Below are 22522 nucleotides of genomic sequence, written 5' to 3' on the forward strand. Positions count from 1 at the left end.
GCTGTCAGCCCGAATTCAGTGTCTGGCTGCTTCTGGGGCAACCGAGCCCATGGATATGATGAACTTCAGGGCGTCATCCACCGACATTTCCAGTTCCATCACGTCCTTTTTTGCCATCATCAGAAAAAAACCTGATGTCGGGTTTGGCGTTGTTGGCACATAAACGCTGATCGAGTCGGCAGGCAAATGCTGCGCCAGCTCACCTGAGGGCGTGCCTGTCTGAAAGGCGATTGTCCAGCTGCCTGCGTGTGGATACTGCACCAGAAGTGCTTTGCGGAAAGCCTGCCCACCCGGTCCGAGCAAAGTGTCTGAAACCTGCTTTACGCTGGAGTAGATCTGCCGGACTACGGGGATCCGGTTGAGCACACTCTCCCACATTTTCACAAGTCTCTGACCAAGCAGATTGGAGGCTACAACCCCCGTCCCGATGACTACCAACAGGGTGATCAGGGTGCCCAACCCCCACAGTTTGAATCCGATCAGGTTGTTGGGCTGCCAGGCCTGTGGCAGGAGCAACAGGGATTGGTCGAGCGTACTGACGATGGACTTGAGAACCCAGACTGTGATTACGAGAGGTATCCAGACCAACAGTCCGGTGATCAGATGTTTCTTCATGAGGGCTCAGTGGCAGGAGCAGCTGCCCGCGCAAGGGGGAGGAGGCGCGTCTGGAGCCGCCGGGCAGGAGGCTGTTGCCGAGTTTGACGAACTGGAAGAGCTGTTTTTGAAATCTGTTGCATACCAGCCATTGCCTTTGAGCTGGAAACCCGCTGCACTCAGCTGTTTTGCGTAAGTGCTGCTGCCGCAGGCCGGGCAGTTGCTGATCGGTGCGTCGCTATGTTTCTGAAGGTGGTCTTTTTGATGACCGCAGTCACCACAACGATATTCGTAAATAGGCATGTGCATCCCCTAAACCATGGATTCTAACGCATTGGCACGGCTGGAAAAACTGGCAAACAGCATTAACACCGGCCAAGGCGCGAAGAAAATGGGGATGAAGCTCCGTCTTTCAAGCCGGATCAGAGCGGGAGGAATAGCTTGCTCAGGGTCTCACCGAAGAACAGCATCAATACCCCTGCCGCAGCAAGGTATGGACCAAAGGGGATTGGGGTTTCACGTCCGTGTTTGGCAAAAATCATCAGGCTAATGCCCACGCAGGCGCCGACAACGGATGAAAGGAGGATGATTCCGGGCAGTGCCTGCCAGCCCAGAAAAGCCCCAAGTGCTGCCAGAAGTTTGAAGTCCCCGTAGCCCATTCCTTCCTTGCCGGTTACCAGTTTGAAAAGCCAGTAAACGGACCAGAGAGAAAGATAACCAGCCATTGCGCCAATTACGGCAGCTTCAAGTGGAACGAAGATCTGATTGAGGTTAAGCAGCAAACCCAGCCACAGCAGCGGTAGCGTGATGTCATCAGGCAGCAGGAATGTGTCCAGATCGATGAATGTCAGTGCCAACAGAGACCAGATCAGAAGCAGGCCCGCTGCTGTTTGCAAGGTCGGTCCGAACTTCCAGGCGACGGCGGCGGACAGGAGCGCCGTCAATACCTCAATAACCGGATAGCGGATGCCGATGGGGGCTTTGCAGTGACTGCAGCGGCCACGAAGGACCAGATAGCTCAGCAGCGGTATGTTCTCGAGTGCAGTAATCAGATGCCCGCAATGCGGGCAGCGGGAGCGTGGCGTTGCCAGCGTGAGCTTTGGCGTGTCCGGCGCTGTTTCGCCACGGAATTCGGCGGCATCAGTCTGCCACTGCCGCTCCAGCATTTTGGGCATGCGATGGATGACGACGTTGAGAAAACTGCCGACGCACAAACCAAGGAGCAGGACTGTCGTGATCAGCAATACGGGCTGCTCCAGATACAGGGATGGGGGCATGATTTCGGAATGAATAAAGGCGGCGCATGCGCGCCGCCTTGTCTGGTTGAAAGGGGCTTAAACGACCTGGCCGAGTTTGAAAATAGGCAGGTACATTGCAACAACCATGCCGCCAATGATCGTACCCAAGAACACGATGATGATCGGCTCCAGCAACTGGGACAAGCCCGCGACCATGTCATCTACTTCCCGCTCGAAAAAGTCGGCAACCTTTCCACACATTCCATCCAGCTGTCCGGATTCTTCGCCAATGGAAACCATCTGTACAACCATTGCCGGGAAAACCTGAACGCCTTGCATGGCAACAGTCAGACTGGTGCCTGTGGAAACTTCATTCTGGATGGTTTTGGTGGCAACCTTGTACACGTGATTGCCTGCTGCACCTGCCACAGAGTCAAGTGCCTCCACCAATGGAACGCCTGCCGCAAACATTGTTGAAAGGGTACGTGTCCAGCGTGCAATCGTAGCTTTTCTGATGATGTCGCCAATTACTGGAATTTGTAGAGTGGCCCGATCCACCCAAGCCTGCATTGAAGGAGAGCGCTTGTAAGCAAAAACGATAGCGACGACGGCTGCGATGGCTCCGCCGAAAATCAGCAGGGAATTGGACACAAAGAAGTCCGATATTGCCATGACAAAGAGTGTCGGAGCGGGGAGGTCAGCACCAAAACTGGTAAACACCTTTTTGAATTCAGGAATCACAAAAATCATCATCACCGAAGTGACTGCCCCGGCAACGACCATGACCGAGATAGGATAGAAAAGTGCTGATTTGATCTTGCTTTTGATCGCCAGCATCTTTTCCTGATAGATGGCGATGCGGTCCAGCAGATTTTCCAGTGCCCCCGATTGCTCTCCCGCTCCGACAAGGTTGCAATAGAGTGCGTCAAAATGCGCAGGATGTTTCCGTAATGAATTGGACAGGCTTGTTCCTGTTTCCACTTCGCTACGGATGTCGCTCAGCAAGCGTCCGAGCGCTGGGTTGCTGCAACCCTTGATCGCAATGTCAAAAGATTGAAGGAGCGGTACCCCTGCGCGCATCATCGTCGCCAACTGTCGCGTGAAGACTGCGATATCTTTGTCTTTGACGCTGGAGCCTTTGCCGAACGAGCGTTTTTTGACCTTGGTGACGGAAATTCCCTGGCGCCGCAGCGTCGCCTGAACCACATTTTCGGTTTGTGCGCGGAGTTCTCCCCGAATTACCTTGCCGCTTTTGTCCTTGCCTTCCCATGTGAATAAAGTTTCTTTTTGTTCGACGCTGGGGCGCCGGACGGATCGGGTTGCTGTGGCCATGTCGGTTTTCCGTAAATTACTCGTTAGTTGTTGCGAGTACTTCTGTCAGTGAGGTCATCCCCTGCTTTACCTTGAGCAGTCCCGATTGCCGCAAATCGCTGACCCCTTCAAGTTGAGCCTGAGCTGCTATATCCATGGAGTTGCCTCCTGTCATGATGATGCGCTGAATCTCTTCAGAAATAGGCATGACTTGATAGATGCCCACGCGTCCTTTATATCCGGAGCCCTTGCAGCGATCACAGCCTACGGGGCCATAGGCTTGCCAGCTGCCGTCCAGGTCCGCTTCCGAGAAGCCCGCTTGCATTAGCGCTTCCATCGGAATGTCGATAGGTTTTTTGCAAGAACACAGACGTCGAGCCAAGCGTTGCGCCGTGATCAGGATGACGCTCGATGCGATGTTGAATGGAGCAACCCCCATGTTTTTCAGGCGATCAAGCGTGGTTGGTGCATCATTTGTATGCAGGGTCGACAACACCATGTGGCCCGTCTGCGCAGCTTTGATCGAAATTTCAGCCGTCTCCAGGTCGCGAATTTCGCCGACCATGATTACATCAGGATCCTGGCGCAGGAAAGCTTTAAGCGAAACGGCAAAGTTCAATCCAGCCTTGTCATTCATGGTGACCTGATTGATGCCGGGAAGGTTGATTTCTGCCGGGTCTTCAGCTGTTGAAATATTGACCCCGGGTTTGTTCAGGATATTCAGACAAGTGTACAGCGAGACGGTCTTGCCGCTACCGGTTGGGCCAGTGACGAGTACCATTCCGTAGGGACGCTCTACCGCGTCAAGAAGTGCTGCTTTTTGTTCCGGCTCATAACCCAGTGCATCTACGCCCAGCATGGCGCTGGTCGGATCAAGAATGCGCATGACGATTTTCTCGCCATGCATGGTTGGCAGGGTAGATACGCGAAAATCAATAGCTTTGTTCTTTGACAGTACCAGTTTCATGCGGCCATCCTGCGGGACTCGTTTTTCCGAAATGTCGAGTCGTGAGATAACCTTGATCCGCGCCGCGATTTTTTCTTTTAGTGCAAGGGGCGGTTGTGATATTTCGCGCAGGATGCCATCCGTCCGAAAGCGGATGCGATAGAACTTTTCGTAAGGCTCGAAATGGATATCGGAAGCGCCTTCGTTAATAGCGTCGACCAGCATCTTCTGGATGAAGCGGACCACCGGGGCATCGTCAATTTCCGCACCAGTTGTATCTGCTTGAGCTTCATCCGGGTTGGTCTCTATCAGGCCTTCCATGTCGAATTCGTCAGAGACTGACATGTTGCTCAGTGCTGACGAAACCGACTCTGTCAGTTTGGCGAGCATCTGGGTCAGTTTGTCGACTTCAACAACAACAGGATCTACTGCCAACCCTGTCTGAAAACGGATTTCGTCCAGTGCCCGCAAATTGGTCGGATCGGCCAACGCCACCGTAATCCTGTTGCCGCGCTTGCTCAGGCCGATGACCTGATGCTTTGCCATCAGTTTGGCGTCGATGGCATCCTTTGCTACATAGGTCTCGTCGTAGGCAGACAAATCAAGCCAAGGGCTGCCGAAAGTTGTTGAACAGAAGGTTGCAATTTCGCCAGTTTTCATCAATCCCCGCTGTACAAGCTCGGCTACAAAGCCACCGGGATTTCCTGTTTGTGCAGAGCATGCTTGCGCGTCGGTCTCGTTCAATCGACCGTGCTGAACCAAGGCTCGAGCGAGACCGCTCAGTGAAGTTTGTTGGACGGCAGCCATCAGGGGAGTTCTATCTTCAGGACTTTCAATAGGTTACGCACGTTACTTGATGTTGTACCGTAATACCTTCGATTGTAAACCGCCTTGTGGCTTTTTTGACACCGATAGTCGGGTGCGGCAAGGCTTCGAGCAGAAAATCAACGTTCGCGGCGTACTGTCATTGTCGGCATCGACTTTTGGGACTGAAGAGGTCAGACGCTACGCCCTAGTAAAAACTCCAGCACAAAACGGGTGCCTGCATAGGCTAATACCAGTGCTATGAAACCCGCCAAAAGCCAGTGTGTTGCGGTTTTCCCTCTCCAGCCCAGAGTTTTTCTACCAATCAGCAGGGTTGCGAACAATAACCAGGATGCTATGCCGAAAAATGCCTTGTGATTCAACATCAATGGTTTATTGAATATCTGTTCAGAGAAGAACAGGCCAGACCCTACTGTCAGCGTCAGGAACACAAAGGCAGTGTTTGTCAGGCGAAAGAGCAGGCTGTCCAGTATGAGCAAAGGAGGGGTGTCTCGTTCTTCGCCTAGCTTTGCGCGATGAAGATTGTGTTCGGCTGCAGCAAGAAGCAATGCATGGAAAATTGCCAAGGTAAAGAGGCTGTAGGCCAGCATGGCGACAACGATGTGCGCCTTGAATGCCCAGTTTGCAAGAGGCAGCGAGTGGGGGTGGCCTGATATCGCCAGGGGGAGAAGGCAAGAAAATCCGGCAATGGGCGCGGCATGTTTGAGTAAGCGATGAAGGGGGGTGAGCAGGCTTTCCAGGCTGTAAATCAGCATGGCTAACCAGAGGGTCAATGAAAGTGCTGCGGTAAAGCCGAAGCGCAGTCCGTCTTCTGCAAAGAGTAGGTTTCCCAGTGACCATGCGTGGGAAACTAGGGCGGACAGCAACAATGCATGAATCAGCGCGTTGCGATCAGTCTTTTTCCGGATGCAGGCGATGGTCAAGGCTGCATAAAGCGAGGCAGGTAGCAGATACAGTAGAATGTTTCCCATTCTCTTAGTTTAACGCCCATTAGGGGGCGGCGGAACCCGCTCCCTGACCATTGCCGGACTCTCATTGCATGCTGGATAACCTGACCAACCGTCTTGCTCACGTCGTCAAAACCCTGCGTGGACAGGCTCGCCTGACCGAAGACAATATTGCCGAGATGTTGCGTGAAGTGCGCATGGCCTTGCTGGAGGCTGATGTGGCTTTGCCTGTGGTAAAGGAATTGATCGCCCGCATCAAGGAAAAAGCCTTGGGGCAAGAGGTGGTTGGCTCTCTTACGCCTGGTCAGGCGCTTGTCGGTGTGGTGCAGCAACAACTTGCTGAGGTTATGGGCGGTACGCAAGCGGCATTGAATCTTGCGACTCAGCCGCCAGCGACGATTTTGATGGCGGGTCTGCAAGGGGCGGGCAAGACCACGACGGTAGGGAAGCTGGCTAAATATCTGAAGGAGAGGCTGCGCAAGAAGGTGTTGGTTGTTTCTTGTGACATCTACCGCCCTGCCGCCATTGCTCAGTTGCAGACGGTGGCTGGTCAGGCTGGCGCAGAGTTCTTTCCATCATCGGTCTCCGAAAAGCCGGTGGATATTGCACTGGCGGCCATTGATTTCGCCAAAAAACATTATTTTGATGTGCTGCTGATTGATACAGCAGGGCGTTTGACGGTCGACGCGCAAATGATGGCTGAGATTCAGCATTTGCATGCAGCGATAAATCCGATTGAAACCTTGTTTGTGGTCGATGCCATGCTGGGACAAGATGCCGTCAATACTGCCAAGGCTTTTCATGAGGCATTGCCTCTGACCGGGGTTGTTCTGACCAAGCTGGATGGTGATTCGCGCGGTGGTGCGGCTTTGTCTGTGCGCTACGTTACCGGGGCTCCGATCAAGTTTACCGGCGTGGGCGAGAAACTGTCCGGTCTGGATGAATTCCATCCGGATCGCATGGCTAGCCGGATTCTTGGCATGGGCGACATTCTCTCGCTTGTGGAAGAGGCGCGTTCAGTTGTTGATGAAAAAGCAGCGCTTGATCTCGCTCAAAAGCTTAAAAAGGGCAAGGGCTTTGATCTGAATGACTTCAAAGAGCAGATTGGCCAGATGCGCAAGATGGGCGGTCTTTCCAGTCTGATGGACAAGATGCCGGCGCAGTTCGCTCAGGCGGCCCAGCAAATGCAGGGGGGCGAGCAAGAGAAGGCAATGGGGCGGGTCGAAGGCATTATCAATTCCATGACTCCGTTTGAGCGTGCCAACCCTGATTTGATCAAGGCTAGCCGCAAGCGTCGAATTGCCTCAGGGGCTGGGGTGCAGGTGCAAGAGGTTAACCGGCTACTGAATCAGTTTGAGCAAATGCAGAAGATGATGAGGCAGTTTTCCAAAGGCGGGATGGGCAAGCTTATGCGTGGTTTGGGGGGGCTCAAGGGGATGTTGCCTGGGGCGTAGCACCCTCCGTTCGTCTGTTTGCTTGAGTGTTTGCCCTTTTGGGCGAATTTTTGGTTGTAGTGACGGCTTTCCTTGCTGCGGCAATGGTTGCTTGGTTTGTATTTCTTAAAAAAAGAAAACTAAGTGGCGTGCCTGTGACGCAAAAAGCAGCCCCCCATCCTTTTGTCGTTGCGGATGCGTAACTTCTTGTCGGAAATGCGCTTGCGGCTTGTGTAGGCGTATAGCATGATGTCGCCTACAGGAATTTATCTAGACGTAAACCCTAGTTCGTTGATCGAGAATAAGGTTTTTCGAGCGGCCAAGTCGAGGTTTTTGGGGAGAAACTCAAGTGATCAACACTCAGGCAAGACCTGCCCCTTCTTTTGCTGTGGTTGGAAGTTGCGAGCGAGGATTTACCTTGGTCGAGCTAATGGTTGCAGTGTCAGTTATGGCTGTGCTGTTGGTGATTGCTATCCCTGGTTTTACCGAGCAGATCCGTTCAGGGCGTACTCAAATGGCGTCGGATGGACTCAAACGTGCCGTTTCCAGGGCCAAAGATGTGGCGCGGGATACAGGGCGTCGCACCATCTTGACTGTGAATGGCACTCCGGTGGGTGTGGCGGGTTGCGATGACGCGGCTTGGGCGATCACGCAAGGCAGTGAAATTATTTCGTGTCTGACCAAGGCTGATTTTACGAAGCGTTACGAAGGTACGTCGATTGGCAGTGGGGCAACCGCCGTAATGACTTTCCTGCCGTCAGGCATCGGCAGCGGGATTGTTAACGGTTCGGGAGACAGTATTTCCTCGGTCTCCTACGAAATGAAGTCTGGCTCAACATTCAAGACGGTCAAGATTTACGCAGGTGGGGTGGTTGATGTCATCTAGAAAAAACAGTCAAGGTTCGACCCTGATTGAAGTCCTGATTGCCGTGCTAGTGCTATCTATTGGCTTGCTGGGCGCTTTCAAGCTCCAGACCGAAGGCGTCCGCCTGAATGCCGACTCGAAATACACAGTGATAGCCGCTTCGTATGCGCAGGATGCGCTTGATGCCCTTTCTTTCAACAGACTGAATGACAAAACCACTTGGGTCAGCATTACGAGCAGTTCCGTTGGGGCAGGGCTCAGCGGCCGGCCTGGCGAGTGGCTGATGAATCTTCAACGCGACCTGCCTGATGGGAATGCCTCCATCGGTTGTGCCAGCAAAGCCTGCACCGTGGAAATTTCTTGGACTCCGCCCGGTCGCGACCCGGTTACCGCAAAGTACAGCATGTATGACAACTGATCTGCTCAGCCGCCAGCGCGGCTTTTCTCTCGTGGAACTCATGATCGCTCTGGTGCTCGGGCTGATCGTTGTGGGTGGTTCACTGGCGGTTTTTGCCAGCCAGCGCGTGACGATGCGCTTGTCTGGTGAAATGGCCGATGTGCAGGCGGATGGCCGAGTTGTGCTTGATGCTTTGGCGCGAGATCTTCGGACTGCTGGTGACTTCGGATGCTGGCCTGTATCCAATCCTCCTATCAGTAAACTTGTCAACGCAGCCGTGTTTGATGAAACCGCCGGCGGTTTGGCTGGGTACGATGGGCCTACCTCGCTCCCAAGCGCGTCGGGGCCGTTCGGTGTCGCAACGGTGCGTTCAGCCGCGCTTGATACGAATTCCGATATTGTTTCCATATCAGGTGTATTTGGAAGCCTGTCACAACTCAAGAGTGGAATGACCGACCAGAGTGCGGCGCTGGTTCTCAAGCAGCCCACCCAGAGTTTTCAGGCCAATGACGTCGCAGTCATTACTGATTGCGTGAATTGGTCAAAGTTTCAGGTCACCAGCGTTGCAACGGATGCGTCAGCAAAAACAGAGACCCTTTCTCATGCTGCTGGTGGGGCTGGCGTAGGAGGTGGCAACAAGGATCCAACACTCGGCGAGGTATTTGCCACTGGAGCGACTGTTGGGCGGCTTGATACTGTCTGGTGGTTCATTGCGACGCAGGCGGATGGGCAAAAAGGTCTCTTCCGACTTAGTGCTCGTGATGGTGTTCCCATTCTGGTTTCCGAGCGTGTTAGCGCGATGGTATTGCTCTATGACATCGACTCTGACGGTGATGGTGTCGTGGATCAGGCAGACAAGACTGCTGCAGATGTCAGCAATTGGGCTCAGGTTCGAGGCGTCAAGGCGCAGTTGCTGATGCGCTCGGAGAAAAAAGCCGCCACGGCAGCAGGAACGGGTGTTTTTGATGGCCAGTCCGTTCCGCAGGATGGGCGCCTCTATCTTCCGCTTCAAATGAACGTTGCATTGAGAAACCAATGAAACAGCTCACCAAGAAACATCGCATGAATGCAGCCGAGCAGCGAGGCGCAGCGCTTGTGGTCGCCTTGATCATGCTCATCATGGTGTCATTGCTGGCGGCGGCAAGCTTTGCGCTGACGACCTCCGAGGCCCGCGGGTCGGCGGGATGGAGTGACCGTCAGCGTGCCCTGTTCGCGGCCGAAGGTGTGCTCAAGGAGGGGGAGACTGCCGTGCAAGTGCTGGTCGATGCGGCAGGAACGAGTGTTGAGCAGGCAGTCAGGATCAAGGGCAAGGGTTTCTATGTTCGCACCGATGGTACTTTGCCTGATATTGACCCGTGGCCCACGGCGAGTTCGATTGCAGGAACAGCGGCGGATCAGCGCCTTGATGGACAGCTGAATTATATCGCGGTGTTTGAAGGCACAGGAATCAAGCCAGGGGCTGCGCTGGGAAATGCGGCTGGTAATCCCAACAAGGCGGCCGAGCAGCCGCGTTTTACCGTCTATGCCAAGGCCGGCGGCATCAAGGAGGGCACGTATGTGGTGCTCTCCTCATCGAAAGCTTACTGAGAAAGTGGAGTCCAAGATGAAACTCTCAACCCTGAAACGATTTGGCGCAGGCGCGATGCTTGTCTTTGGCATGGCGAGTGCTGTGGCTTGGGCTGCTGCAGTGTGTACGAACAACACCAGTCTTGGATCGGTGTTGTCTGTGCTTGATGATGGGAAGATCAATATTGCTGCGGGTAACTGCAACTTGCGTTTCTACGGGGTATCGACTGTCGGGACGAAGAACGGAAATTACGTCGAGCCGGAGGCCGGGAAGTGTTATCCCTATGTTTCTGATACGGAAAAGTCGACAACACCTGTGATTGCTAGTGGTGTTTCTTCCGCGTCCAAACCGCTTGATGCTTGGCAGGAAAGTGGATCCAGCTTCAATTTTTCGGTTTCAGCAAGCTCAATTAATTTTGGTAAGTATACGGCGGTTAGTCAGTATTGGGGGACTTACGCAGGAAGCCTGTCCAACACCGCAGATGGGGATCATGTAATTACTGATGCTGGTCGTACCGTCACCTTCAAAAAGGCCGGCAATGTATATACGTTGCCTAGTGGTGATTACGACACGATTTCAGTTGAAGCTGGTCAAGGGTCCATTGTTTTTTCGGGGCCTGTACGTATCAAGAAACTGATAATTACAAACAATAACTCGGTGACGTTCGCTCAGGATGACTCCGCTTCGACTCCGTCGAAGAATTTCATTGATGAGTTTAATTTGAGTTCTGCGGCCCGACTCCATCTTTCAGGTACGGGGCTGACTACCCTGAATATTCTGGGTAAAAACGCTACTACAGGGGGCGTAAGCGGCTGGTCTATTGGATCGCAAGTCTGCATCAATTACCTGAACTGTGACCCTACTCAAGAGAAAACCACGGCTAATATGGCCATGCAAAATCCTGATCGCCTGCAGATCAATGTCTATAACGGCGATCTCGTCACACAGGGCTCATTTGCGATTGCAGCAGGGGTCTATGTGGCGAATGGTGCGATCAACTTCAGCAACGGCACTCCCATAACGGTTGTGGGTGAGGTTCTTGGGAAAAGCATTTCTCTGCAAAATAATGCTGGAACACAGCTTTACTACAAATCGACTTCTGCGGCAACCTTGCAAGCAGATGCCTATTCACTTACGCCGCCTGCGATAGATGCGATCACGCAGGAAGGATCGTTGATTTATCGTGCGATGCAGAGTGATTATCGCCAGGATGGATCGACGCCAGGAACCTCTGGTCACCTCCGGGCTTTCCGCCTCAAGGCGGATAGTTCGCAGGAAGATACGCCAGTCTGGGACGCTGCAACCAGGATGACGCTTGCGGACCGGCAATCGAAGATCTTTACGGACAGTGATGCAAAAACCTTCCGTACCTTGCTGGCAACGCCAGCATCGGAATTTACCAATGGCACGCTGACGGGGTCGGCGGATTGCATCATCAACCCGAATTGCCAGAACGGCGCGAAGCTTGGTGGGCGTGATCCGGATTCGCTGGTGGGAACTCCTTGGCGGACTCATCCCCTGATCGTCGGGCAATCCGTGCTGTTCGCAACGGATGACGGCATCCTGTATTCCATATCCCGCACGACCGGCGATCTGCAATGGGGCTGGATTCCGCGCCAGATCCTTCCATTGACCGGTGACTCCGCTGCTTTGCGCAGCCAACACCCTTGGGGTCAGATCAACTCGGCGCAGATTACGGTGTTTGAGGGCGGGGCCTGGGTATCCAAAACTTACGTGACCGGTGCGGCGCTGGGCGGGCAATTGCATTTTGCGATTCTGCTCAGCAATGACGGTGCGTCGCTGTCAGAAGTTGTGTGGAGCGACTACCGGGCCAATCAGTTCTCCCCCGGCTCGGCGACATGGGGTGGATTCACGGGCTTGCCGTATGGTGGCGGAGCACCCATCGTGGGGGCCGGCAACAAGGTTATCTATATCGTTGGCAACAAGCTGGTTGTGCGGAATCTCGATGGCAGCGGTACGGTTGAAACAAAGACCATCAGCTCATCCAGCTTCGGCAATGTTTCGAGCAATCTGATCTACCTGAACGACAGTTCCATTTTCTTCGGGTCGTCAAAGGGACGCGTGTGGCAAATGGATATCAACGGTGACGTTGTACCAGGAGTCAATGATGTAGATCTGGGCCTGACGGAGCCCGTTACCTATCTTAATGGGGCGCGTATGGTGTCTGGTGGGGGGAATTCCCTCCAGTTGCTGGCGCAGAGTGCTAACCGGGTCAGCGTATTGAGGTTCTTTGCCGATACATGGTCGCGTGCTTGGTTCACCGGTGTTGGAGCGTCGTCGGATGTGCAGGTCCCTTATATTCCCGCTACTAACAGCGCCTGGATGAGTGCACCTGCTGACATCATGAACGGCAAGGTCGTGTTGTATTACACGACGAAGGATTTCACCGGCTGTGATGTGCGTGGCTATGCGTTTGGTCCCTTGTCACTGGTTGACGGTGCCGCCTCATTGTTAGGTACTCGATATCGGCTAATTACGGCAACGAACCTTTCTCACTATCTTGGGAAGGGTGAGGCTGTTGGCGGTACGCTGACACGGTTCAAAGGCCGCTACGGAGTTTGGGGGGCTTCTGCGGGTTCAAGTTTCAAGCCCAGTGGTTCGGGAAGCTCTTCAGGCAGTGGCGGTGGCAGCAATTCAGGGGCCGGGAACATTGGGACTGGGGCTGGTACTACGGATGCCAATGGTGGGCATCTTGACTCAGATGACAATGTGCAAACCAAGCGCTTGAACTGGCGCGAACTGACCAACTTCTTCTGATAAGGAAAATATTGATGAAGAAGCCAGCCGGTTTTACTTTGATTGAGTTGATGATCGTCGTGGGAATCATCGGGATTATTGCGGCGATTGCCTATCCGTCCTACATCGACTCGGTGCGCAAAACGCGCTTTGGCCAAGCGAAAGAGGGGGCAATGCAGGTGGCGAGCCAGCTGGAGCGTCTGGTGTCGCAGAGCAATGCGTACGAGGCAGATCTGACGAAGGCGGCGGGACCCTATGGGGATTTGCTGAATTACGCCTACCCGGAAACGGACACTCCGAAACGAACGTATGTGTTGGTTGTTACCGAGCAGACAGCGCGTTTCAATCTCTGGGTTGGTGTGAATTCGGCAGGGACGAAGTGTGGATGCGATGGAAAAGTATGCACTGCAGCAACCGCAGGCACTTTCACCGCGACACAGAAAACCTGTGCGAGCCCGACTGTCACGTTCTGACGAGGTGTTGGACCTTCCTATGTGACAAGGGCGCCAATTGGCGCCCTTGTTGTTTGTGGCGACGAAAACTCTCAGCGAAGTCCGGCTGCGTAATCCGACACTGCCTTGATTTCTGCGTCGGTCATGCGGATGGCGACGGTGCGCATCATGCTGGCAGGGTCGTTGTTGCGCTCATTGGCCCTGAATGCCTTGAGTTGCGCTTCGATATAGTCTGCATACTGGCCTTGCAGGCGCGGGTATTGGGCCGGGATGCCCATGCCGGCCGGGCCATGGCAGCCGGAGCAGGCGGGCAAGCCCTTGCTGGCGTCGCCGGCGCGCCAGAGTTTTTGGCCGAATTCGACGGTTTGTTTGTTCTTGGCTTGTTCTGGCTTCTGTTTTTGTTGTGAAAAATAGGCGGCCAGTCCTCGCATGTCGGCATCGCTCAATGCGGCTACCATCGGTGCCATGCTGGCGTTGATGCGTAGCGCGGGCTTACCGCCCTGGCTCTTGAATTCGCTGAGTTGTTTGGCCAGATAAGCTTCATGCTGGCCAGCCAGTTTGGGAAATGTGGCCGCAATGCTGTTGCCGTCAGCGCCGTGACAGGCTGCGCAGACGGTCTCTGCGGTTTGCTTGGCTTTGGCAAGATCCGGTTTGTTGGCCGGAGCACTCTGGGCAAATGCGGTCTGGACGGTCAGGGCAATCGTCAGGATTGAAATGCGCGCGATCATTGTCACCTCTGAGGTGTGGCGTTCTTGAATCCTGATATTCTATACCGCCGCGCGCGTCGCGCGGAATCCTGCATTTGCATGTCTCCGGTTTCCTCTATGTCCCTGTTCCGCGCTGCCCGTTTTGAAATTTCCATCGCCCGTCCGCAAGATCTGCCCGCTCCCAACGGTGCCGAGATCGCTTTTGCCGGGCGTTCCAACGCAGGCAAATCCAGCGCCATCAATACCTTGGTCGGGCATACACGCCTTGCTTACGTGTCGAAAACGCCGGGCCGTACCCAACTGATCAATATTTTCCGCATGAACAATGGGGCCGCGCTGGTGGATTTGCCTGGCTATGGTTACGCCAAGGTGCCGGAGGCGATCCGCAAACAATGGGTGCGTCTGCTGGAGGAGTACCTGACTTCGCGTGAGAGCCTGATCGGGCTGATCCTGATCATGGATTCGCGCCATCCGCTTACGCCACTGGACCAGCAGATGCTGGGCTGGTTTGCGCCGACGGGCCGGCCGATTCATGTGCTGCTGACCAAGTCGGACAAATTGACCCGCGGCCCGGCCATGCAGACCTTGGCCAAGGTGCGCAAGGAATTGGCCGCTTGGGGAGACAACATTACCGTGCAGCTTTTCTCCAGTCTCAAGAAGACGGGTATGGATGAAGCCGAGAAAATCGTGAGTGGATGGCTGAGTGCCGAGCCGGTGGCTGAGGAAGTCCTGGATGAGCAGCGGGTCAGCAAGCCGTGAGCTGCGAAGCCTTTGTGGCGCTTGCTCCGCATGAGGGGTGCCCGGAGTGCCTTGTTTGACGCCCGTCTTCGTGGCATCTGTCTGAAGAATTAGGTTGGATGCCGGTCTTCGTGAGGGGAGATAAAAATAAACCCCGGTGCGAGGGGACACACCGGGGTTGGAATGACCTGAATGACCCGGGGGAGTTCATACAGGTACCCGCTCAGGGAGGTGAAGCGGGTGACGGTTCGCACCGTCTGTAGCTATTGACGACGATGCGCCGGAAAAGTTTAGGTTTGGTTTGTAAGGATGTGTAAAACCTTTCTCAGCAGGAACCCCTTTGCTTCGTGAGCGAGAGCCAGAAATGAGTCAGAAGCCCTTGTCGTTTGCCCGTTTTCCCGCCAACCGTCCGCGCCGCATGCGTCGTGACGAGTTCTCCCGCCGCCTGATGCGTGAATCGCGCCTGTCGGCCGATGATCTGATTTACCCGGTGTTCGTGCTAGAAGGCACGGGTCGGGTCGAGCCGGTCACTTCGATGCCTGGCGTATCGCGGGTATCGCTGGACAAGCTGCTGGAAGTGGCTGAAGAGGCTGTGGCGCTGGGCGTTCCGGCACTGGCATTGTTCCCGGTGATCGAGTCCGGCAAGAGCGAAGGGGCCGAGGAGGCCTGGAACCCGGATGGCCTCGTTCCGCGTGTGGTCCGCGCATTGAAAGCCCGCTTTCCGGAACTTGGCGTGGTCACCGATGTGGCGCTCGACCCCTACACCAGCCACGGCCAGGATGGCCTGATCGATGCGACGGGCTACGTGCTCAATGACGAAACGCTGGTGGTGCTGGAGAAACAGGCCTTGTGTCACGCTGCAGCCGGGGCTGACGTAGTAGCGCCATCGGACATGATGGATGGTCGCGTGGGGCGTATCCGCGCCGCACTGGAAGCCGCTGGCCACATCCATACGCGCATCCTGGCCTACTCGGCGAAGTACGCATCGAGCTTTTACGGCCCGTTCCGTGACGCGGTTGGTTCGGCGGGCAATCTGGGCAAGGGCAATAAATACAGCTACCAGATGGACCCGGCTAATTCCGATGAGGCGCTGCGTGAAGTGGAACTGGATATTGCCGAGGGCGCTGACATGTTCATGGTCAAGCCCGGCATGCCGTATCTGGATATCGTGCGTCGCGTGAAGAGCGAGCTGGCGGTGCCGACTTTTGTGTATCAGGTCAGTGGTGAATACGCGATGCTCAAGGCCGCGGCGGCGAACGGCTGGCTCAACGAAGAGGCTGTATTCATGGAGTCCTTGCTGGCGTTCAAGCGTGCCGGAGCCGATGGCATCCTGACTTACTACGCGTTGGAAGCCGCGCGCATCCTCAAGCGCGATGCCTGAGCTGCTGATCCGGGCGATGCGCCTGGCTGATCTGCCGGGCGTTTTTGCCTTGCAGTGCCGCGCGCATCCGGCGGATTATCACGAGCCGCTTGAGGCTCTGGCCAGTCGCCTGCGGGCAGGGCACGCGCATTGTTTTGTTGCTGAGTGCGTTGGCGAGCTGCTGGGCTATGTCTTTGCCCATCCCTGGAGCGGAGAGCCGCCGCCTCTGCATGTGCCGCTACCTCCGTCACGCCCGCCTGATCATGTTTTTCTGCATGATCTTGCGGTATGCCAGGCATCCCGGAGACGGGCTGCTGGCGGGCGTCTTCACGATGCCGTGCTGGAGAGTGCCGTCAATGCTGGCTTGGCAGACATGCAGCTTGTAGCGGTAGGTGCGGCGCGGGTCTTCTGGCTGCGCAAGGGTTTTGTCGAGTTGCCGCAGGCGCGACTCCATCCGGCGTATGGTGACGCGGTGCTGATGCGACGGGAACTAGATCTCCGAGATAGTGCTGCCCGCACGGACCTGAATCAGTGACGCGAAGAGATTCCGCCTGCCCGGGTTGAGCCTGAGCGATTTTCGTACTCCAGCTGCCGGGCCATGGCCCGCTCCCGTTCGATCCGGCGCTGCGCCTCGGCGGCTTCTTGCCGGCGCTGGCTTTCTTCCTGACGGGCACGGTATTCGTTTTGCTGGCGCAGTCTGTCGTCTTCGCGCTGAGCCTGGCGTGAGGCTGTTGCCAGATCACGATTGATCCGTTCGCTTTCGTAGGAAAGATTTGCACTCATGCGTGCGGCTTCCGCTTTTTCCTGGCGCTCCCGGTTCTCGGCTTCGCGGATCCGCTGTCGTTCTTCCTGCGCCTCCTGAGCTGCCTTGATCCGTTCGGCTTCTTCTTGCTGCAGTTTTTGAGCCTCGGCAATCAGGCGCAAACGCTCGGTTTCCATCTTGTGCTGGGCGCGGAAATACAACCCTGTTCCAAAGGCCAGGATGATCACCAGCGCCCATTTCCAGCCATACCTGAGGAAGTGCGAGGATTCGGCTTCGGCGTACACGATGACAGGCTCGTTGACGGAGGGTGGGTTAAGGCGAGCATCGTATTTTTCCCGCAAAGCCGGCTTTGAAAGGGTGAGATAAGCATCCTTGATCAAGTTGAACTGGGTATCCGGATCCAGCTGGCCAGATTTCAGCTTGCCATCAAGATAATTGTTCTTGAGTCTTTCGTAGGCAGCCTTGATGGCATCTTCGGAGGCTTGCGGGCTGAGCTCGAGCAGGTCGTAAAGAGTTTGTGCCATGGCTGTGTTGTGACGTGTGCTGAAGGATGAACGAGGCGGCGTGTCCGGATTGTCGTGCCGCTCATCGGATTGCCGGATTTCAACGGCCAGTGGGATTGTAGCCGAATGACCTGAGCCGGCGCGCCGACAGGAGGCGTTTGTCCACCCACTGTGGTTTTTTGAGCGCACGGCCGATCAGTACTGTGCGCATGCCCAGTTTTTTGGCTGGACGCAGGTTTTCGGCCGTATCTTCGACCATGATGCAGCGGCGGGCTGGGACTTTCAGCTTTCGCAACACGCTGCGATACGCCCGGATCTGTGGTTTCGGATGGTAAGCCAGGTCTTCGACAGCAAAGCTCCCGTCCATGACCCGATCCAGCCCGGTCAGGCGCAGGATTTCGTCGACATACTGGCGAGGAGCGTTGGAGAAAATGTACTTTTGTCCTGGCAGATGGCGCAGGTGAGTGAGGAGCATCCGGTCAAAAACCACCATCCCTGCCAGATTCTCAAACTGGTGGGTGGCATGCAGGAAATGGGCAGGCTTGGTGCCGTGGTTGCGTACCATGCCACGCAGTGTCGCGCCATACTGGCGCCAGTAACGCATGCGCAGCGCGCCGGCTTCTTCGATGCTGAGTTGCAGGTGCTCGGCGAGATAGGCCGTCATGGCCCGGTTGATGTGCGGAAAGATATGCACGCCCGCATTGTGCAGTGTGTTATCGAGGTCAAACAGCCAGATCGGTTTCACAGCAGGCTTTCGTATAGGGCCAGATCAGTGGCCGAGAAGCAGCAGAAGATCACTTCCTGGATTGCCGGGCAGGCCTCCAGAGTATCGCGTACGGAACGGATGGCGACCCGTGCCGCCATGTCCTGAGGATAGCCGTAAACGCCCGTGCTGATGGCCGGAAACGCAATGCTGCTCAGGTTATGAGCCTGTGCCAGCAACAAACTGTTGCGATAGCAGGCGGCCAGCAAGGCCGCTTCGTTGTGTCTGCCCCCATGCCAGATCGGCCCAACTGTGTGAATGACATGCTGTGCAGGCAGCTGATAGCCCGCCGTGAGTCTGGCTTCCCCTGTGGGACAAGCGTTCAGGGTGCGGCATTCAGCCAGCAATTGGGGGCCGGCAGCACGGTGAATGGCGCCATCCACACCACCGCCGCCAAGCAGGCTGGGCTTGGCCGCATTGACGATGGCAGACACGGACAGGGTGGTTATGTCGGCGTGCAGGGCGTACAGAAGCATGAATGCCGGACTGGAACAGGAGACGAATGATTGTACCTGCCTTGCCCGATCGGGTTTTGCGGGCGGCGGGCGGCTGCGCCGGAAACTAGGCTGAGAGTTGCCTGAACCTTATGCCACAAAACCGGGTGGCAAGCTCCGGACCGCTCTCGATGCGCAACCCTTTTACCGGCATTTCCTGGTGCATGCATGGGCCACGTTTGCTGGCGCGCTTGCGCGCCTGGGTGCCATTGCTGATTTTTGGTCTGGGCATTACGGTCACGCTGCTGGTCTGGTCGGTCGTGCAGCAGCAGATCCGGGAGCGCGAACAGGCTGCTTTCGAGTTTCAGGTCAGCAAGGTTGCAGAGGCTCTGGATAGTCATCTGACTGCGACGGGGCAGGTCTTGCGTGGGGTTGCCGGGCTGTTTGCGGTTAACCGGGATATAGACCGTCGTGAATACCAGCGTTACGTAGCAACGTTGCGACTGGATATGCGTTACCCCGGAATCCAGGGCGTGGGGTTTGCCCGGCTGTTGTCGAAGTCCGAGATGGAGGCACACCAGCGGGAAATGCGTGCCCGGGGCTCCGAGGATTATGTGCTGAACCCGGTTGGCGCGCTCGAGGCGTACAGCGCAATTTCATATCTGGAGCCGTTTGACTGGCGTAATCAGCGCGCCTACGGTTACGACATGTTTGCCGAGCCGGTGCGTCGACAAGCCATGCTGCGGGCGCGTGATACTGGCTTGCCTGCCTTGTCGGGCAAGGTCCGTCTGATGCAGGAAACCGAGGCGGATGTGCAGGCTGGAGCGCTGCTTTACGTGCCGGTCTATCGGGACGGAGAGGGTGGCGAGTCGCTGGAGCAGCGGCGCGAGCGTCTCATTGGCTGGGCGTTTGCGCCTCTGCGCATGCGTGATTTGCTGGGTGGGGTGCTGGCGCGCAATTTCCCCGAATTGCGCGGGCGGATTGGCCTGGCTTTGTATGACGGTGAGCGGGAGGCACCGGAGCATCTGCTGTTTCGCTCGGAGCCCCTACCGGGCAAAGCGGTTGCGCAGGAGGTCCGCCATCCGCTGCAACTGGCCGGTCAGCCCTGGTCCTTGCACGCGTATACCTTGCCTCGTGCTCCGGGCGCTCTGGAAGGTGCGCGTGGTCGTGGCTTCCTGATCGCGGGCAGTCTGGCCAGCATCCTGCTGGCCTTGCTGGCCGGCTTCCTGCTCAACAGCCATACCCGGGTTTCTGCTGCACTGGCCCAGACCGCGGAGGCGCATCGCCTGCTGCGCCTGAGTCAGGACGAACTGCAGGCGGTATTCGACACTTCCGGAGCGGGGATCTTTCTGGTGGACACGCGTGGGGTGATCGTTCGCACCAATCAGCACATGGCCGAAATGTTTGCCTGCAGCTGCGAGAACCTGCTGGGCCTGCCGTATGAGAGTCTGGTTCCGGCGGCCGAGCGTGAGCCGGTACAGCACCGGGTGAGCGATCTGCTCGGCTGTGGGGTGGGGACCGTCAACATCGAGCGACGCTATTGCCGTAGTGATGGCCGTGAATTCTGGGCCTTCCTGTCGGCGCGGCGCCTGCTTGATCGGGATGGCGTGACGCGGGGCATGGTCGGTGTGATCATTGATCTGAGCGAACGACATAATGCCGAGCAACGGCTGAAACGTTCCGAGCATCTGTATCGCACGCTGACCGAGACCATGCAGGATGTGGTCTGGATTCTCGATGTTGAAAGCCGCTGCTTTACCTATTGCAGCCCATCGATCCAGCAACTGCGTGGATACCGTGTCGATGAAGTCGTGGGTGCCGATCTCCGGAATTCGCTGGTGCCGGAGACTGCGGCCCATCTCGATTTTCTGGTGCAGGAGCGGGCCGAGGCTTTTCGCAAGGGCGAAGTGCCGGCAGGGCGCTACTACGTCGATGAGATCGAACAGCCGTGCAAGGATGGCAGTGTGGTGAGCACCGAGGTCGTCAGCTGTTTCTTCTACGACGATGAAGGCGGGCGCCTGTGCATGCGCGGAGTCACACGCAACATCTCCGAGCGCAAACGCAACGAGCAGGAGCGGCGTATTGCTGCGGTGGCCTTTGAGTCGCGTGAAAGCGTGGTCGTGACGGATGCCGAAGGTGTTGTCATCCGGGTGAATCGCGCCTTTGTCGAGCTGACTGGCTATGCGCCGGAAGAAGTGCTTGGCAAAACGCTGCACATCCTGCATTCCGGACGGCACGATCATGACTTTTATGTTGCCATGTGGGAGACCATTCTGGCCGATGGTTACTGGCAAGGACAGGTCTGGAACCGCAGCAAGGATGGGCAGATCTACCCGGTGTGGCTGACCATCACGGCGGTAAAGAACGATGCCGGGCGAACCACAAATTATGTTGGCACTTCATCCGACATCAGTCGCCAGGTGCAGCATCAGAGCGAGATCAACAATCTGGCCTTCTACGATCCGCTGACCGGGCTGGCCAACCGGCGACTCTTTACCGATCGTCTCGGCCATGCCTTTGCCAAGAGCAGTCGCAATCGCAAGTTCGGCGCGGTGCTCTACATTGATCTGGATCGTTTCAAGGAAGTGAACGACAAGCTGGGGCACGCGGAGGGCGACCGCCTGCTTGAGCTGGTGGCCGATCGTCTGGCCACCAATGTGCGTGAAGGCGATACGGTGGCGCGCTTTGGCGGTGATGAATTCGTGGTGCTGCTGGATGATGTGGACGACGAGCTGGATGCCGCGCTGGAAACCGTGCTGAGCATTGCCGAGAAACTGCGCCAGGCCCTGAATCTTCCGTACAAGCTGCGGGGCAGCATGCCGGCCGACTGGCATTGTTCATCCAGCATCGGTGTGGCGGTGTTCCGGGGGCAGCAGGAGGATATGGAAACGGTGCTGGTACGCGCGGACCGGGCCATGTATGCGGCGAAAGACGGTGGGCGCAACGCTGTGTGTGTGGATGAGGCCAGTCGCGAGCCTTGAGTGGCAAGGCGCTTGCTGCAGCGGGCTACTGGCGATTCCGGAACTGGATGACTGCACGCCCGTCTTCAATCTGTTTCGGTGCAACTTTCCAGGCGTGACCAAACACGAGTTCAAACGTCGCGGGCAGGCGCCCGTCGACCTGTGCCTGAAGAGCCGCATCCCGCGCGGATCTCCAGCCTGCCTTGCCGGAGAGCCCCGCTGGACGCGCCTTCGCAGCATTGCTGCTCGCAGAGGCCCGCAGGTCGCGGATCAGCGGGTCGATGCCGGTGTAGGTCAGGGTGATCGTCTGCATGTCCATGACCGGGTCGGCAAAGCCGGCCTGAACGAGACAATCGCCGATGTCGTGCATGTCGATGAAGCGATGCACGCGTTCGCCCGCGTGCCCGGGCAGGATGGCGCGCAATTCCTTCAGGGTGTCCGGCCCGAGGGTCGCGAACATCAGCAGTCCGCCGACTTCCAGCACCCGATGGCATTCGCGGATCGCCGGCAGCGGGTCGGTCAGCCAGTTCAACAGGAGGTTGCTCCACACCAGTTGCACACTGCCACGCGCCAGCGGCAACTGATGGGCGTCGGCGCAGACGAGTTGCGGCCCCGGTTTCTGACCCAGCAGGCGTTGCATGAAACTGCGCTCTGGCTGGGCCTGCTTCAGCAGGGGCAGGGCGAAATCCAGCCCGATATGGGTTGCCTGTGGATAGCGTGCGGCAAGCATGGGCAGATCAGCGCCATGACCGCAGCCCAGATCCAGGATGCGCCGCGGTTCGAGGCGGATGTAATCCAGCCGCTCAGCCATCCGGCTGCTGACCTCGCGTGCCAGGAAATCGGCCTTGGCGACACTGGCCGCGCGAGACGCAAAGCGGCGGCGGACGAGGGCGTGGTCGAGCTGAAAGTCCTTGGCGTCGGGCATGGGCGCAGGTCAGATGAGAAAAGGGCGGGCATCTCTG

Annotated in this window: 23 protein-coding genes; 12 read left to right on the plus strand and 11 right to left on the minus strand. The window is 56.6% G+C overall.

Going from position 1 to position 22522, the window contains the following annotated elements; genetic code table 11:
* Positions 1 to 15: 15 nt before the first annotated feature.
* The 6 genes from Q9Q94_RS14385 to Q9Q94_RS14410 form a co-directional block, all read right to left on the minus strand.
* A complete protein-coding gene (locus Q9Q94_RS14385) occupies positions 16 to 615 on the minus strand; it encodes a DUF502 domain-containing protein (protein WP_305980802.1) in 600 nt (199 codons plus the stop codon).
* Between the two features lie 6 nt (positions 616 to 621).
* A complete protein-coding gene (locus Q9Q94_RS14390; protein WP_305980803.1) occupies positions 622 to 897 on the minus strand; it encodes a zinc ribbon domain-containing protein in 276 nt (91 codons plus the stop codon).
* 119 nt (positions 898 to 1016) lie between these two features.
* The gene (locus tag Q9Q94_RS14395) at positions 1017 to 1871 is read right to left on the minus strand and encodes an A24 family peptidase (RefSeq protein WP_305980804.1); all 855 of its coding nucleotides are present in this window, start codon (positions 1869 to 1871) and stop codon (positions 1017 to 1019) included.
* Between the two features lie 57 nt (positions 1872 to 1928).
* On the minus strand, positions 1929 to 3164 hold the full coding sequence (locus Q9Q94_RS14400) for a type II secretion system F family protein (protein ID WP_305980805.1): 1236 nt from the start codon (positions 3162 to 3164) through the stop codon (positions 1929 to 1931).
* A 16-nt stretch (positions 3165 to 3180) separates the two neighbouring features.
* Positions 3181 to 4896 (minus strand): type IV-A pilus assembly ATPase PilB, encoded by a 1716-nt coding sequence (gene pilB, locus Q9Q94_RS14405; RefSeq protein WP_305980806.1) that lies wholly within the window; start codon positions 4894 to 4896, stop codon positions 3181 to 3183.
* A gap of 191 nt (positions 4897 to 5087) precedes the next feature.
* Complete coding sequence (locus Q9Q94_RS14410) at positions 5088 to 5885, minus strand: inner membrane protein YpjD (protein WP_305980807.1); 798 nt, start codon at positions 5883 to 5885, stop codon at positions 5088 to 5090.
* Between the two features lie 68 nt (positions 5886 to 5953).
* Here Q9Q94_RS14410 and ffh point away from each other — a divergent pair, with 68 nt between their 5' ends.
* The 8 genes from ffh to Q9Q94_RS14450 all read left to right on the plus strand — a co-directional run bounded on the left by ffh (position 5954) and on the right by Q9Q94_RS14450 (position 13353).
* Entirely contained in the window at positions 5954 to 7315 is a 1362-nt protein-coding gene (gene ffh / locus Q9Q94_RS14415) for a signal recognition particle protein (protein WP_305980808.1), read from the plus strand.
* A 26-nt stretch (positions 7316 to 7341) separates the two neighbouring features.
* A complete protein-coding gene (locus Q9Q94_RS14420) occupies positions 7342 to 7497 on the plus strand; it encodes a hypothetical protein (RefSeq protein ID WP_305980809.1) in 156 nt (51 codons plus the stop codon).
* A 146-nt stretch (positions 7498 to 7643) separates the two neighbouring features.
* Complete coding sequence (locus Q9Q94_RS14425) at positions 7644 to 8180, plus strand: Tfp pilus assembly protein FimT/FimU (protein ID WP_305980810.1); 537 nt, start codon at positions 7644 to 7646, stop codon at positions 8178 to 8180.
* On the plus strand, positions 8170 to 8577 hold the full coding sequence (gene pilV / locus Q9Q94_RS14430; protein WP_305980811.1) for a type IV pilus modification protein PilV: 408 nt from the start codon (positions 8170 to 8172) through the stop codon (positions 8575 to 8577). The genes Q9Q94_RS14425 and pilV overlap by 11 nt, the downstream gene beginning before the upstream one ends.
* On the plus strand, positions 8567 to 9595 hold the full coding sequence (locus tag Q9Q94_RS14435) for a prepilin-type N-terminal cleavage/methylation domain-containing protein (RefSeq protein WP_305980812.1): 1029 nt from the start codon (positions 8567 to 8569) through the stop codon (positions 9593 to 9595). Before pilV ends, Q9Q94_RS14435 begins: the two co-directional genes overlap by 11 nt.
* Complete coding sequence (locus tag Q9Q94_RS14440; RefSeq protein WP_305980813.1) at positions 9592 to 10143, plus strand: PilX N-terminal domain-containing pilus assembly protein; 552 nt, start codon at positions 9592 to 9594, stop codon at positions 10141 to 10143. Before Q9Q94_RS14435 ends, Q9Q94_RS14440 begins: the two co-directional genes overlap by 4 nt.
* Before the next feature lie 16 nt (positions 10144 to 10159).
* Positions 10160 to 12901: a hypothetical protein gene (locus Q9Q94_RS14445; protein ID WP_305980814.1), complete on the plus strand. Its 2742-nt coding sequence runs from the start codon at positions 10160 to 10162 to the stop codon at positions 12899 to 12901.
* 14 nt (positions 12902 to 12915) lie between these two features.
* Entirely contained in the window at positions 12916 to 13353 is a 438-nt protein-coding gene (locus tag Q9Q94_RS14450) for a type IV pilin protein (RefSeq protein WP_305980815.1), read from the plus strand.
* A 71-nt stretch (positions 13354 to 13424) separates the two neighbouring features.
* On the opposite strand, the gene Q9Q94_RS14455 is transcribed toward Q9Q94_RS14450, so the two are convergent.
* Positions 13425 to 14060: a cytochrome c gene (locus Q9Q94_RS14455; RefSeq protein WP_305980816.1), complete on the minus strand. Its 636-nt coding sequence runs from the start codon at positions 14058 to 14060 to the stop codon at positions 13425 to 13427.
* 96 nt (positions 14061 to 14156) lie between these two features.
* Here Q9Q94_RS14455 and yihA point away from each other — a divergent pair, with 96 nt between their 5' ends.
* The 3 genes from yihA (at position 14157) to Q9Q94_RS14470 (ending at position 16672) form a co-directional block, all read left to right on the plus strand.
* Positions 14157 to 14798 carry a ribosome biogenesis GTP-binding protein YihA/YsxC gene (gene yihA, locus Q9Q94_RS14460; RefSeq protein WP_305980817.1) on the plus strand — a complete coding sequence of 214 codons (642 nt, stop codon included), beginning with the start codon at positions 14157 to 14159 and terminating at the stop codon, positions 14796 to 14798.
* A 343-nt stretch (positions 14799 to 15141) separates the two neighbouring features.
* Entirely contained in the window at positions 15142 to 16158 is a 1017-nt protein-coding gene (gene hemB, locus Q9Q94_RS14465; RefSeq protein ID WP_305980818.1) for a porphobilinogen synthase, read from the plus strand.
* Entirely contained in the window at positions 16151 to 16672 is a 522-nt protein-coding gene (locus Q9Q94_RS14470) for a GNAT family N-acetyltransferase (RefSeq protein WP_305980819.1), read from the plus strand. Before hemB ends, Q9Q94_RS14470 begins: the two co-directional genes overlap by 8 nt.
* Here Q9Q94_RS14470 and Q9Q94_RS14475 read toward each other — a convergent pair.
* From Q9Q94_RS14475 to Q9Q94_RS14485, 3 genes are all read right to left on the minus strand, one after another.
* On the minus strand, positions 16666 to 17424 hold the full coding sequence (locus tag Q9Q94_RS14475) for a DnaJ domain-containing protein (protein ID WP_305980820.1): 759 nt from the start codon (positions 17422 to 17424) through the stop codon (positions 16666 to 16668). The genes Q9Q94_RS14470 and Q9Q94_RS14475 overlap by 7 nt on opposite strands.
* A gap of 79 nt (positions 17425 to 17503) precedes the next feature.
* A complete protein-coding gene (locus Q9Q94_RS14480) occupies positions 17504 to 18148 on the minus strand; it encodes a pyrimidine 5'-nucleotidase (RefSeq protein WP_371929854.1) in 645 nt (214 codons plus the stop codon).
* Positions 18145 to 18642, minus strand: coding sequence for an O-acetyl-ADP-ribose deacetylase (locus Q9Q94_RS14485; protein ID WP_305980821.1), 498 nt, complete (start codon positions 18640 to 18642; stop codon positions 18145 to 18147). Before Q9Q94_RS14485 ends, Q9Q94_RS14480 begins: the two co-directional genes overlap by 4 nt.
* A gap of 149 nt (positions 18643 to 18791) precedes the next feature.
* On the opposite strand from Q9Q94_RS14485, the gene Q9Q94_RS14490 reads away from it, so the two are divergent.
* The gene (locus tag Q9Q94_RS14490; RefSeq protein WP_305980822.1) at positions 18792 to 21581 is read left to right on the plus strand and encodes a CHASE domain-containing protein; all 2790 of its coding nucleotides are present in this window, start codon (positions 18792 to 18794) and stop codon (positions 21579 to 21581) included.
* A gap of 25 nt (positions 21582 to 21606) precedes the next feature.
* Here the strand turns inward: Q9Q94_RS14490 and Q9Q94_RS14495 are convergent, their stop codons facing one another.
* Positions 21607 to 22485 carry a methyltransferase domain-containing protein gene (locus Q9Q94_RS14495; protein WP_305980823.1) on the minus strand — a complete coding sequence of 293 codons (879 nt, stop codon included), beginning with the start codon at positions 22483 to 22485 and terminating at the stop codon, positions 21607 to 21609.
* Positions 22486 to 22522: the final 37 nt, after the last annotated feature.

This window comes from Uliginosibacterium sp. 31-16 (assembly GCF_030730865.1).
Taxonomy (GTDB): Bacteria; Pseudomonadota; Gammaproteobacteria; order Burkholderiales; family Rhodocyclaceae; genus Uliginosibacterium.

What these genes read in the sequence shown, in the direction of transcription:
- Q9Q94_RS14385 (WP_305980802.1), bottom strand. Translation starts at nt 615, where the DNA reads ATGAAGAAACATCTGATCACCGGACTGTTGGTCTGGATACCTCTCGTA.
- Q9Q94_RS14390 (WP_305980803.1), bottom strand. Translation starts at nt 897, where the DNA reads ATGCCTATTTACGAATATCGTTGTGGTGACTGCGGTCATCAAAAAGAC.
- Q9Q94_RS14395 (WP_305980804.1), bottom strand. Translation starts at nt 1,871, where the DNA reads ATGCCCCCATCCCTGTATCTGGAGCAGCCCGTATTGCTGATCACGACA.
- Q9Q94_RS14400 (WP_305980805.1), bottom strand. Translation starts at nt 3,164, where the DNA reads ATGGCCACAGCAACCCGATCCGTCCGGCGCCCCAGCGTCGAACAAAAA.
- pilB (WP_305980806.1), bottom strand. Translation starts at nt 4,896, where the DNA reads ATGGCTGCCGTCCAACAAACTTCACTGAGCGGTCTCGCTCGAGCCTTG.
- Q9Q94_RS14410 (WP_305980807.1), bottom strand. Translation starts at nt 5,885, where the DNA reads ATGGGAAACATTCTACTGTATCTGCTACCTGCCTCGCTTTATGCAGCC.
- ffh (WP_305980808.1), top strand. Translation starts at nt 5,954, where the DNA reads ATGCTGGATAACCTGACCAACCGTCTTGCTCACGTCGTCAAAACCCTG.
- pilV (WP_305980811.1), top strand. Translation starts at nt 8,170, where the DNA reads ATGTCATCTAGAAAAAACAGTCAAGGTTCGACCCTGATTGAAGTCCTG.
- Q9Q94_RS14435 (WP_305980812.1), top strand. Translation starts at nt 8,567, where the DNA reads ATGACAACTGATCTGCTCAGCCGCCAGCGCGGCTTTTCTCTCGTGGAA.
- Q9Q94_RS14440 (WP_305980813.1), top strand. Translation starts at nt 9,592, where the DNA reads ATGAAACAGCTCACCAAGAAACATCGCATGAATGCAGCCGAGCAGCGA.
- Q9Q94_RS14445 (WP_305980814.1), top strand. Translation starts at nt 10,160, where the DNA reads ATGAAACTCTCAACCCTGAAACGATTTGGCGCAGGCGCGATGCTTGTC.
- Q9Q94_RS14450 (WP_305980815.1), top strand. Translation starts at nt 12,916, where the DNA reads ATGAAGAAGCCAGCCGGTTTTACTTTGATTGAGTTGATGATCGTCGTG.
- Q9Q94_RS14455 (WP_305980816.1), bottom strand. Translation starts at nt 14,060, where the DNA reads ATGATCGCGCGCATTTCAATCCTGACGATTGCCCTGACCGTCCAGACC.
- yihA (WP_305980817.1), top strand. Translation starts at nt 14,157, where the DNA reads ATGTCCCTGTTCCGCGCTGCCCGTTTTGAAATTTCCATCGCCCGTCCG.
- hemB (WP_305980818.1), top strand. Translation starts at nt 15,142, where the DNA reads ATGAGTCAGAAGCCCTTGTCGTTTGCCCGTTTTCCCGCCAACCGTCCG.
- Q9Q94_RS14470 (WP_305980819.1), top strand. Translation starts at nt 16,151, where the DNA reads ATGCCTGAGCTGCTGATCCGGGCGATGCGCCTGGCTGATCTGCCGGGC.
- Q9Q94_RS14475 (WP_305980820.1), bottom strand. Translation starts at nt 17,424, where the DNA reads ATGGCACAAACTCTTTACGACCTGCTCGAGCTCAGCCCGCAAGCCTCC.
- Q9Q94_RS14485 (WP_305980821.1), bottom strand. Translation starts at nt 18,642, where the DNA reads ATGCTTCTGTACGCCCTGCACGCCGACATAACCACCCTGTCCGTGTCT.
- Q9Q94_RS14490 (WP_305980822.1), top strand. Translation starts at nt 18,792, where the DNA reads ATGCGCAACCCTTTTACCGGCATTTCCTGGTGCATGCATGGGCCACGT.
- Q9Q94_RS14495 (WP_305980823.1), bottom strand. Translation starts at nt 22,485, where the DNA reads ATGCCCGACGCCAAGGACTTTCAGCTCGACCACGCCCTCGTCCGCCGC.